This window comes from Nocardia sp. FDAARGOS_372 (genome assembly GCF_002554515.1).
In the GTDB taxonomy this organism is placed as follows: domain Bacteria; phylum Actinomycetota; class Actinomycetes; order Mycobacteriales; family Mycobacteriaceae; genus Nocardia; species Nocardia farcinica.
Window position 1 is genome coordinate 6263244 of record NZ_PDDW01000001.1, and the last position, 10855, is coordinate 6274098.

Here is a 10855-nt window from a genome sequence, read left to right on the forward strand (position 1 = left end):
ACTAGGGGACGACATGACGATTCTGACCGAAACCAAGGACGGGCCGCTGGTTCTCACGCCGGACCAGGTCGAGGAACTGGGCCGCGAACTCGACGCGCTGCGCGCCCGCATCGTCGCCGATCTCGGCGAGCGGGACCGCGAGTACATCTACTCGATCATCAAGGCGCAGCGCGGCTTCGAGATCGCCGGCCGCAGCCTGATGTACCTGGGCTTCCTGCCGCCGGTGTGGCTGGCGGCGGTGGGCGCGCTGAGCGTGTCCAAGATCCTGGACAACATGGAGATCGGCCACAACGTGATGCACGGCCAGTACGACTGGATGCGTGAGCCCGGGCTGAACTCGCGCGAGTTCGAATGGGACACCGTGTGCCCGGCCGACCAGTGGAAGCACTCGCACAACTACATGCACCACACCTTCACCAACATCCACGGCATGGACCGCGACATCGGCTACGGCATCCTGCGGATGGACGAGGGTCAGAAGTGGAACCCCTACTACCTGGGCAATCCGCTCTACGCGTTCCTGCTGATGATGCTGTTCGAGTGGGGCGTCATGCTGCACGACGCCGAGGCCGACAACATCGTCAAGGGCAAGCGCAAGTGGTCCGACCTCAAGCCGCTGATCAAGGGCTGGTGGCGCAAGGCGGGCAGGCAGGCGCTCAAGGACTACGTGATCTTCCCGGCGCTGAGCGGCCCGCTGTTCCTGAGCACGCTGGCCGGCAACACCGCCGCCAACCTGGTGCGCAACGTCTGGGCGTACTCGATCATCTTCTGCGGGCACTTCCCCTCGGGCGTACAGACGTTCACCCAGGAGGAGACCGCCGAGGAGACCCGCGGCGAGTGGTACGTGCGCCAGATGCTCGGCTCGGCCAACATCAGCGGCGGCAAGCTCTTCCACATCATGAGCGGCAACCTCTCCCACCAGATCGAGCACCACCTGTTCCCGGACATTCCGGCCAACCGGTATCCGGAGATCGCGCCGGAGGTGCGCGCGCTGTGTGAGAAGTACGGTCTGCCCTATCACACCGGCCCGCTGAGCAAGCAGGTCCTGGACGTGTGGCGCAAGATTTTCGTGCTCGCCCTGCCGCCGCGCTTGGTGAAATCCGAGCCGACTCCCGGTGTTATCGTGATGCGTCAGCGGACGGCGACCGAAGTGGGCGTGTGATGATCGGGAAATTCGAAAGCAACAAGGATTTGATCCAGGAATTGACCTCCTCGGGCGCCAAGCACATCGGCAATATCGCCACCATCATCACCGGCACCGTCGCGGAGGTCACCCGGGAGATCGGGGAGTGGATCACCGACGCCATCGAGATGAACGAGGCGGCGGCGGCCGCGCGCCGGGACGCCGCCGCGGCGGGGGACGCCGATCCGTCGGATGCCGCCCCGGCCGCGGCCGAGCGGCCGGTCGAGACCGAGATCGTGACCCCCGCCGATCCGGCGGCGTCGTTCGTCGACGCCGAGGTGGTCGACACCGACATCGACGACCGGCGCTGAGTCGGCGCCGCGTGCCGACCCCGGGCTCGCCCTCGCGGCGGGCCCGGGTCAGTACACCGGCAGCCGCCTGCGGTGCTCGCCCACCTCGGTGACGAGGTCCTGGTAGCCGTCGGCGAGTTCGGCCAGCCGCGTCCACTCCAGGTGGGCCGCGCCGCCGGTCAGTGGCTCGCGCTGTGTCCGTGTGTCGTCCGCGCGCAATGCCGCTTGCGCCGCAACCCATTTCGCCGCCATCCGGTCGATCACCGCGCCGAGCGTCTCGGTGTGCAGCGAGGCGCCGTGGCGGTGCACCACGTTGGCGGCCACCCATGCGTTGATCCGGTCGACGAGCAGGCCGCGGTCGCGGTCGATCTCGGCCACGGCCGCGGTGGGCGCCACGGTCCCGGTGGCGGCCTGGGCTCGCCGCCTGCGTTCGTGGCAGCCGGCCAGCGCCCGGGCCGCGGCCAGCACCGGATGCGCCTGCGTACATTCCAGCGGTGGTTCGCGCAGCGCCCGTAGCAGCGCCGAACGCGGTGGCAACGCACGCGTTTCGAGCCAGTCCGCTGCGTCTGTCGGCATCCTCGCGCCCCCTGGTGTCGGTGCTCGTCCGGGTTGCCCGTGCGGGCCACCGCTCGCGCACCTCGGCCGCCGGAGGCGACGACGAAGAAATCCGCGACGGTGCGGCTGCGAGCGCGGCCCCGGCAATCGGGCCGTATCCAGAAAAGCGCGATCGGCGAAGCGGTGCAACGGTATCGGCGCAGAATTCGTCGGTGTGCGGGCGAATTGTTATCGAGCGGCACCGCGGTGTCATCGGCACGCAACGCCCGGTGCGGTCCGGCGTCGGTGCGGCAACCGGTTCGGCGCGGTGGCGCTCGTGCCTCGCGCACATGCACTAACCTCGATATTCGTGCCCGCCTACGTGTCCTCGCCGGAGCTGACTTTCGGCTTCCTGTTCGCGCTGGAAGACCCGGAGCGAATCGCCGAGGTCGTCCGTAACCTGATCGTCCGCAAGACGGTGTCGGTGTTCCGGCTGGCGCGGTTGTCCGATGACGACGGCCCGCCGCAGCGGTACGTGGTCAACTGGGCCGCCATTCCGCAGATCGACATCACCACCACCGCACCGGACCCGGAGACGCTGCGCGAGAACCGGACGATGCTGGTCAACGCCTTCCTCAGCGAGGAGGGCGAGGTGAGCCTGTACTCGGCGCACGGCGACGCCCCCGCCTGATCCCGGCCGGGAGTACACGCGTGCACCGACCGGTGCGCCGCCGGTGCCGCGGTCGCGGATTTTCCCGGAAAGTGCTGCGGACCACCCCTCGGCGGTGTTAGAAACGCAGGCGCTTCACATGCGGGGATCGCTCGCGCGCACGGCAGGAAGGATCGTCGATGTCTGTCGCCGAGACGACCGTTTTCGACCAACTCGAATCGAACGTCCGCGGGTACTGCCGATCCTGGCCCGCGGTGTTCGACACCGCCCGCGGCTGCGTCCTGCGAGACGAGCAGGGCCGGGAGTACCTGGACTTCTTCGCCGGTGCGGGCGCGCTCAACTACGGCCACAACAATCCGGTGCTCAAGCGCGCGCTGCTGGACTACCTCGCCCGCGACGGCATCACCCACGGCCTGGACATGTCGACGGTGGCCAAGCGCGGCCTGCTCGAGGCGCTGCGCGATCTCGTGCTGACCCCGCGCGGGCTCGACTACAAGGTGCAGTTCCCCGGCCCGACCGGCGCCAACGCCGTCGAGGCCGCGCTCAAACTGGCCCGCAAGGTGACCGGCAGGCCCGCGGTGCTCAATTTCACCAATGCCTTCCACGGTATGAGCCTCGGCGCGTTGTCGGTGACCGGAAACGCCGCCAAGCGGGCGGGCGCGGGCGTGCCGCTGCCGCACGCCACGCCGATGCCCTACGACGGCTACCTCGGTGACGGGGACGGGCTGGCGTGGATGGCGCGGATGCTCGACGACCCCTCCTCGGGGCTGGACCGGCCCGCCGCGGTGATCGTGGAGACCGTGCAGGGGGAGGGCGGCGTCAACGTGGCCGGGGCGGCGTGGCTGCGGGCGCTGGCCGAGCTGTGCCGCACCCGCGGCATCCTGCTCATCGTCGACGACGTCCAGATGGGCTGCGGGCGTACCGGTCCGTTCTTCTCCTTCGAGGCCGCCGGCATCACCCCCGACATCGTGACCCTGTCGAAGTCCATCAGCGGTTACGGTCTGCCGCTGGCGCTGGTGCTGTTCCGGCCCGAGCTGGACCAGTGGGCGCCCGGTGAGCACAACGGCACCTTCCGTGGCAACAACCACGCCTTCGTCACCGCGCGCGTCGCGCTCGAGCACTACTGGTCCGACGACGCCCTCGAACGCGGCACCGCCGTCAAGGCCGCGACCACCCGCGCGGCGCTGGAGCGGATCGCGGCGGCCGTGCCCGGTCTCGGCGTGCGCGGGCGGGGCCTGGTGCAGGGGCTCGTCTTCGCCGATGCCTCGCGTGCGGCGAAGGTGTGCCGGGCCGCGTTCGACCGCGGGCTGCTGGTGGAGACCTCCGGCTCGATGGACGAGGTGGTCAAGCTGATCCCCCCGCTGACCGTCGCCGAGGACGAGCTCGCGCACGGTCTGGAGCTGCTGGGCGCGGCGGTGGAGGCGGTCTGCGGCTGATGATGCGCCGGGGGTGACGCCCTGTGAGTGAGGTCATGGCCGCGACGGTGGCAGCCCGGTACCGTCCGCTGTAATCTGGAATCATTCCAGAAAAGCACTCCGGAGGTTCTGCACGAGAGGAGCAGTCATGACTTCCACGTTGACCAAGAGCCCCATCACGAGCACCCTCGGCACCGCCGAACAGAAGGCCGTCGGCATCGTCCTGCAGGACGCGCTCGCCGATCTGATCGACCTGTCGCTCCTCGGCAAGCAGGCGCATTGGAACGTCGTCGGACCGCACTTCCGCGCGCTGCACCTGCAGCTCGACGAACTGGTCGATGCCGCCCGCGGTTTCGTCGACGCGGTGGCCGAACGCGCCGCGGCGCTGGGCGTCTCGCCGGACGGTCGCCTCGCCACCGTCGCCGCGACCAGCGGGCTGCCGGAATTCCCGGCTGGGTACGTCGCCGACGCCGAGGTCGTCCCGGCGATCGTCACCACGCTGGACACCGCCGTGCGGCGGATGCGCGAGCGGATCGAGGCCACCGACACGGCGGACCCGGTGACCCAGGATCTGTTCATCGAGATCACCGCCGAACTCGAGAAGCAGCGGTGGATGTTCCAGGCGCAGAGCTGACCGAGCGGTACGGCGGCCGGCGGGGTGACCCGCCGGCCGCCGTCGTCTGCTCAGTAGGGTGGGCCGGTGATCCGCACAGCCGCTTTCGCCCACGTCCGCGACCGCCGACTGCTCCAGGCGCGCTCGACGGGCAAAGAGGTCTTCTACATGGCGGGCGGCAAGATCGACGCGGGCGAAACGCCCGAGCAGGCCATGCACCGCGAGGTGCGCGAGGAACTCGGCGTCGACGTCGTCAGCTACACCGAGCTGGGCATCTTCCGGGCCGCCGCCTACGGTCACGAGCCCGGGGTGCAGCTGCACATGACCTGCTTCACCGGTGTGCTGGACGGCGACCCGACACCCAGCGGCGAGATCGCCGAACTGCGGTATTTCACGGTCGGGGAGTACGGCGCGATGCGCCACGTGGCTCCGGGATCGCTGCTGGTGTTCCAGCGGCTCTACGACCTCGGGATCATCGACTGGTAGGCCGCCGCGCCGAGCGCGTCCGGCCACGCGCGCCGTCCCCGGATCTGGACGATCGTTATACTTGCGCACGCTGGACACCACGGCCGTAGTCGGCCATGGTGGACGCACTGCCTCCGTAGCTCAGTTGGATAGAGCAAGGGCCTTCTAATCCCTAGGTCGCAGGTTCGATTCCTGCCGGGGGCGCAACGACGACCGGTGCCCCAGGGCGCACCGGTCTCCCGAAGGTGTACCCGAGCCGCGAACCGGCCAAACACATTTTTCACCGAACTCGTTCCGAGGTCGCAAACCCGGCGCGCCGCGGGCCCGGCCGTCCAACTACGCTGGGTCGTATGTCGTCACCGCAGGACCCCGCCCCGGCCACCGCCGCGCCGGAGGGCGCCCGGTCGGCGTCGGCGGGGCCGTTCGCCGCCGTGACGGTGGTGGCGGGCGCGATCGCGGCGGTCGTCGCGGCGCTCGTGGTCGGTCTGTCGGCCGCGCAGGCGCTGAGTCTGCTCGGCATCCCCGACCCCGGCGCCCTCACCACCTACGGCCTGCCTGCCGTCCGGGCGCTGGCGGACCTGTTCGCCGCCCTCACCGTCGGCGCGCTGCTGTGCGCGGCCTTCCTGGTGCCGCCGCAGGCCAACGGCGTGCTCGACGTCGGCGGCTACCGCGCGGTCCGGATGGGGTCGAACTTCGCCCTGGCGTGGGCGGTCTGCGCGGCGCTGCTGGTGCCGCTGACCGTGTCGGACACCACCGGCCAACCCGTCGCCGACATCTGGCGGCCGGAACAGCTGTGGCGGGCGATCGGACAGGTCGACATCGCCGAGGCCTGGCGCACCACGGTGGTGTTCGCGCTGATCGTGGCGGTCGGGGCACGGCTGGCGCTGCGCTGGGGCTGGACGCCGGTGCTGTTCGGTGGCTCGATCCTGACCATGATGCCGCTGGCGTTGACCGGGCACTCCGCCTCGGGCGGCTCGCACGATGTCGCGACCAACAGCCTGATCCTGCACCTGGTCGCGGCCGCGGTCTGGGTCGGCGGACTGTTCGCGGTGCTCGCGCACGCGCTGCGCGGTGGGGCGCACACCGACGTCGCGACCCGGCGGTTCTCGGCGATCGCGACCGTCGCCTTCGTGGTGATCGGGGTCAGCGGCGTGATCAACTCCTGGGTGCGGGTGCCCTGGGACGAGCTGGTCACCACCACTTACGGGCGGCTGGTGCTGGCGAAGGCCGCCGCGCTGGCGATCCTGGGCGTCATCGGCTACCTGCAGCGGCGCGCGGCGTTGCCCGCCCTGGCCGCCGACCCGCGTGACCGGGGCGCGCTGATCCGGTTCGCGGGCGTGGAGGCACTGGTCTTCGCGGCCACCATGGGCCTGGCGGTCGGGCTGGGGCGCACCCCGCCCCCGCCGCCGGTCTCGGTGCCCACCCCGGCGGAGGTGGAACTGGGCTACGACCTGGCCGGGCCGCCGACGGTGGCCAGGATGCTGTTCGACTGGCGCTTCGACCTGATCTTCGGCACCCTCGCGATCGTGCTGGCCGTGCTGTACCTGCTCGGTGTGCGGCGGCTGCACGCCCGCGGCGACTCGTGGCCGGTGGGCCGCACCATCGCCTGGCTCTGCGCCTGCGCGCTGCTGCTGGTGACCACGTCCTCGGGGATCGGTCGGTACGCCCCGGCCATGTTCAGCGTGCACATGATGCAGCACATGGCGCTGTCGATGCTGGCGCCGATCCTGTTCGCCCTCGGCGGGGTGGTGACGCTGGCGCTGCGCGCGCTGCCACCGGCCGGCCGCGGCGGCGTGCCCGGCCCGCGCGAGTGGATCCTGGCCGCGGTGCACAATCCGGTGTCGCGATTCCTGACCCATCCGATCGTGGCCTCGGTGATCTTCGTGGCCGGGTTCTATGCGCTCTACATGGGCGGGATCTACGACACCTTCGTCGACTCGCACGGCGCGCACCTGCTGATGAACCTGCACTTCCTGCTCAGCGGCTACCTGTTCTACTGGGTGGTGATCGGGATCGACCCCAAGCCTCGCCAGGTCGAGCCGTTGACCAAGCTGGGCATGGTGTTCGGCTCCCTGCCGTTCCACGCGTTCTTCGGCGTCGCGCTGATGAGCATGACCACGGTGATGGGCGGCTGGTTCTTCCGCAGCCTGGATCTCGGCTGGAACGGCGACCTGCTCGGCGATCAGCGCACCGGCGGCAGCCTGGCCTGGGCCAGCGGCGAGGTGCCGCTGGTGGTGGTGATGCTGGCGCTGCTGATCCAGTGGTCGCGCAGCGACGAGCGGATGGCCAAGCGCTACGACCGGGCCGCCGAGCGCGACCACGACGCCGAGCTGGCCGCGCACAACGCCATGTTCGCCGAATTGGCCCGCCGCGACGGCGGCGAGCGCGAGGCCCGGTCTTGACCGATCGGGACGGCGCGCTGGTCGCGGGGGAGCACGCCCGGCTGTATCGATCCGATGTCCGCCTCGCGCGGCGCAGGCTGGCCGGGCGGATCCGGAAGACGCCCGTCTTCCACACGAGCGTGGCCGGGCCCGCCGGGCCGGTCCCGGTGACGTTGAAACTCGAGCATCTCCAGCACGCGGGCACCTTCAAGGTGCGCGGCACCCTCAACGCGCTGCTCGCCGCCGACCCGGAGGACCACGTGGTGATCGCCTCGGCGGGCAATTCCGGCATCGCCGCGGCGCTGGCGGCGGCCTGGCTGGGCAAGACGTGCACGGTGGTGGTGCCCGAGTCGGCGCCGCACACCAAGGTGGCCGCGATGTGGTCGCACGGCGCCGAGGTGCTGTGGCACGGCACCACCTACCGCGAGGCCGAGCGGTACGCCGCCGAGCTGGCGGCCGACCGCGGCGCACTGGTGCTGCACGCCTACGACCAGCTCGACGTGATCGCCGGTGCGGGCGTGCTCGCGCTCGAGCTGGAGGAGCAGGTGCGCGGCAGGCCGCCGGTGCTGGTCTCGGTGGGTGGCGGCGGTCTGCTGGCGGGCGTGGCCGCCGCGTTCGGGCGCAGGCAGCGGGTGATCGGGGTGGAGCCGGTCGGCATGCCCGCGCTGCGCGCCGCACTGACGGCCGAACGCCCGGTGGACGTGGGCCCGGCCCGGCCGGTGCTGCATCCGCTGGGCGCCACCCGGGTCGGCGAACTCGCGTTGCGCCTGGCGCGCCGCTACGACGTGCCCGCGCTGCTGGTCACCGAGGAGGCGATCACGACCGCGCGCGAGTACCTGTGGCGTGAGTTCCGGATCGTGGTGGAACTGGCCGGCGCGACCGCGCTGGCCGCGATCCTCAGCGGCGCCTACGTCCCGGCCCCGGGTGAGCGGCCGGTGGTGGTGCTGTGCGGGGCGAACACCGACGCGACCGGTCTCTGAGTGCACCGGGTCGTCGTGCACCGGTTCGTCCACAGCCGATCGGTTGTCCCCGATCCGGGCATCGGGCCTGCCGGTCACACGCCAGCTCGCCCACGGTGAACAGGTGCTCACCTTCCGCACGGCCAGCACCGCCCGCAGGCTCGACCACGCCACCGGCGAGTGGCTCGACAGCGGCACGCTGTATCTCACCGTGAGCTGCCGGCGCCGTCGGGCCAGACCTGTCGCGCTGCGTCGCGCAGCCCCGCAGGCACGCCGACACCGGGCACGGCGCGAGTCCGGGGATGCGGAATACTCGGGAGGGATCGAACGCTGAAGATCGTGCACGCGTCGGCGACGGGGTGGGGGTCGATACCGCGGACGCGGCTTCTCCAGCGCCCGGTACCACGACGATCGACAGCGCGGCATCCGCGCCCGTGACCGGAACGGCGCTGCTTCGTTCCACCGTTCCCTAGACCGATAGGCTCTCGCATATGGCTGAGTTCATTTATCAAATGAAGAAGGTTCGCAAGGCGCACGGCGACAAAGTCGTGCTCGACGATGTCACCTTGAACTTCCTTCCCGGCGCCAAGATCGGCGTCGTCGGCCCGAACGGCGCCGGTAAATCCAGCGTGCTGAAGATCATGGCCGGACTGGACCAGCCGAACAACGGCGAGGCGTTCCTCGCCCCGGGCGCGACGGTGGGCATCCTGCAGCAGGAGCCCCCCCTCAACGAGGAGAAGACGGTCCGCGGCAACGTCGAGGAGGGCCTCGGCGAGGTCAAGGTCAAGCTGGATCGCTTCAACGAGATCGCCGAACTCATGGCCACCGACTACTCCGACGAGCTGATGGAGGAGATGGGCAAGCTCCAGGAGTACCTGGACCACGCCGACGCGTGGGACGTGGACTCCCAGCTCGAGCAGGCCATGGACGCGCTGCGCTGCCCGCCGCCGGACGAGCCGGTCACCAACCTCTCCGGTGGTGAGCGCCGCCGCGTCGCGCTGTGCAAGCTGCTGCTGAGCAAGCCCGATCTGCTGCTGCTCGACGAGCCGACCAACCACCTCGACGCCGAATCGGTGCTGTGGCTCGAGCAGCACCTGGCCCAGTACCAGGGCGCGGTGCTGGCCGTCACCCACGACCGGTACTTCCTGGACAACGTGGCGGGCTGGATCCTCGAGCTCGACCGCGGCCGGGCCTACCCCTACGAGGGCAACTACTCCACCTACCTGGAGAAGAAGGCCGAGCGCCTGGAGGTGCAGGGCAAGAAGGACCAGAAGCTGCAGAAGCGGCTCAAGGAGGAACTCGCCTGGGTCCGCTCCGGGGCCAAGGCCCGCCAGGCCAAGAACAAGGCGCGCCTGGGTCGCTACGAGGAGATGGCGGCCGAGGCGGAGAAGATGCGCAAGCTCGACTTCGAGGAGATCCAGATCCCCGCGGGCCCGCGGCTGGGCAACGTGGTGGTCGAGGTGGAGCACCTGGACAAGGGCTTCGGCGACCGTCAGCTGATCAAGGATCTGTCGTTCACGTTGCCGCGCAACGGCATCGTGGGCGTCATCGGCCCCAACGGCGTCGGCAAGACCACGCTGTTCAAGACCATCGTCGGTCTCGAACAGCCCGACAGCGGCACCGTCCGCATCGGCGAGACGGTCAAGCTCAGCTATGTCGACCAGAACCGCGCGGGCATCGACCCGAACAAGACGGTGTGGCAGGTCGTCTCCGACGGGCTCGACTACATCGAGGTGGGCCAGCAGGAGATGCCCTCGCGCGCCTACGTCAGCGCCTTCGGCTTCAAGGGCCCCGACCAGCAGAAGCCCGCGGGCGTGCTCTCCGGTGGCGAGCGCAACCGGCTGAACCTGGCGCTGACCCTCAAGCAGGGCGGCAACCTGATCCTGCTCGACGAGCCGACCAACGACCTGGACGTGGAGACGCTGAGTTCGCTGGAGAACGCGCTGGAGAACTTCCCCGGCTGCGCCGTGGTGATCTCCCACGACCGGTGGTTCCTCGACCGCACCTGCACCCACATCCTCGCGTGGGAGGGTGACGCCGACAACGAGGCCAAGTGGTTCTGGTTCGAGGGCAACTTCGAGGCGTACGAGGCGAACAAGATCGAGCGCCTCGGCCCGGAGGCGGCCCGGCCGCACCGGGTGACGCACCGCAAGCTGACCCGCGACTGATCGCGGTCGCCGCGGCGGCACGGGGAGTTCCGCGCCGCGGCGGCACGCGAAGTTCCGCACAGCGGGCGAGACGGTTAACCGTCTCGCCCGCTGTCGTTTTCGTGGGTCGGTCACATTCCCGGATGGAAGTGGCTAGGGTGGATCGCGTGCATGCGCAGGCGCTGTCCGGTTGCCCGG

10 protein-coding genes and 1 tRNA gene are annotated in these 10855 nt (G+C 70.2%); 10 read left to right on the forward strand and 1 reads right to left on the reverse strand.

The features are described from left to right. Positions 1–13: 13 nt before the first annotated feature. Positions 14–1162 carry an acyl-CoA desaturase gene (locus CRM89_RS28995; protein ID WP_086845144.1) on the forward strand — a complete coding sequence of 383 codons (1149 nt, stop codon included), beginning with the start codon at positions 14–16 and terminating at the stop codon, positions 1160–1162. Continuing rightward, positions 1162–1494 carry a hypothetical protein gene (locus CRM89_RS29000; RefSeq protein ID WP_041559920.1) on the forward strand — a complete coding sequence of 111 codons (333 nt, stop codon included), beginning with the start codon at positions 1162–1164 and terminating at the stop codon, positions 1492–1494. The genes CRM89_RS28995 and CRM89_RS29000 overlap by 1 nt, the downstream gene beginning before the upstream one ends. A gap of 48 nt (positions 1495–1542) precedes the next feature. On the opposite strand, the gene CRM89_RS29005 is transcribed toward CRM89_RS29000, so the two are convergent. Further along, the gene (locus CRM89_RS29005; protein ID WP_098086804.1) at positions 1543–2049 is read right to left on the reverse strand and encodes a DUF4254 domain-containing protein; all 507 of its coding nucleotides are present in this window, start codon (positions 2047–2049) and stop codon (positions 1543–1545) included. Positions 2050–2377: 328 nt separating this feature from the next. On the opposite strand from CRM89_RS29005, the gene CRM89_RS29010 reads away from it, so the two are divergent. The 8 genes from CRM89_RS29010 (at position 2378) to ettA (ending at position 10678) form a co-directional block, all read left to right on the forward strand. After that, entirely contained in the window at positions 2378–2698 is a 321-nt protein-coding gene (locus CRM89_RS29010; RefSeq protein WP_041559921.1) for a hypothetical protein, read from the forward strand. 158 nt (positions 2699–2856) lie between these two features. Further along, positions 2857–4113 carry a diaminobutyrate--2-oxoglutarate transaminase gene (ectB, locus tag CRM89_RS29015; RefSeq protein ID WP_098086805.1) on the forward strand — a complete coding sequence of 419 codons (1257 nt, stop codon included), beginning with the start codon at positions 2857–2859 and terminating at the stop codon, positions 4111–4113. A gap of 127 nt (positions 4114–4240) precedes the next feature. Beyond that, positions 4241–4726, forward strand: coding sequence for a DNA starvation/stationary phase protection protein (locus CRM89_RS29020; RefSeq protein ID WP_086845140.1), 486 nt, complete (start codon positions 4241–4243; stop codon positions 4724–4726). 66 nt (positions 4727–4792) lie between these two features. Then, positions 4793–5191, forward strand: coding sequence for an NUDIX domain-containing protein (locus CRM89_RS29025; RefSeq protein WP_098086806.1), 399 nt, complete (start codon positions 4793–4795; stop codon positions 5189–5191). Between the two features lie 109 nt (positions 5192–5300). Continuing rightward, a tRNA-Arg gene (locus CRM89_RS29030) sits at positions 5301–5374 on the forward strand. Positions 5375–5520: 146 nt separating this feature from the next. After that, positions 5521–7572, forward strand: a complete 2052-nt coding sequence (locus CRM89_RS29035) for a cytochrome c oxidase assembly protein (protein ID WP_086843833.1) — start codon at positions 5521–5523, stop codon at positions 7570–7572. Then, a complete protein-coding gene (locus CRM89_RS29040) occupies positions 7569–8531 on the forward strand; it encodes a threonine/serine dehydratase (RefSeq protein WP_011207833.1) in 963 nt (320 codons plus the stop codon). The genes CRM89_RS29035 and CRM89_RS29040 overlap by 4 nt, the downstream gene beginning before the upstream one ends. A gap of 470 nt (positions 8532–9001) precedes the next feature. Next, complete coding sequence (ettA, locus tag CRM89_RS29050) at positions 9002–10678, forward strand: energy-dependent translational throttle protein EttA (protein WP_011207835.1); 1677 nt, start codon at positions 9002–9004, stop codon at positions 10676–10678. Positions 10679–10855: the final 177 nt, after the last annotated feature.

What these genes read in the sequence shown, in the direction of transcription:
- CRM89_RS28995 (WP_086845144.1), top strand. Translation starts at nt 14, where the DNA reads ATGACGATTCTGACCGAAACCAAGGACGGGCCGCTGGTTCTCACGCCG.
- CRM89_RS29000 (WP_041559920.1), top strand. Translation starts at nt 1,162, where the DNA reads ATGATCGGGAAATTCGAAAGCAACAAGGATTTGATCCAGGAATTGACC.
- CRM89_RS29005 (WP_098086804.1), bottom strand. Translation starts at nt 2,049, where the DNA reads ATGCCGACAGACGCAGCGGACTGGCTCGAAACGCGTGCGTTGCCACCG.
- ectB (WP_098086805.1), top strand. Translation starts at nt 2,857, where the DNA reads ATGTCTGTCGCCGAGACGACCGTTTTCGACCAACTCGAATCGAACGTC.
- CRM89_RS29020 (WP_086845140.1), top strand. Translation starts at nt 4,241, where the DNA reads ATGACTTCCACGTTGACCAAGAGCCCCATCACGAGCACCCTCGGCACC.
- CRM89_RS29035 (WP_086843833.1), top strand. Translation starts at nt 5,521, where the DNA reads ATGTCGTCACCGCAGGACCCCGCCCCGGCCACCGCCGCGCCGGAGGGC.
- ettA (WP_011207835.1), top strand. Translation starts at nt 9,002, where the DNA reads ATGGCTGAGTTCATTTATCAAATGAAGAAGGTTCGCAAGGCGCACGGC.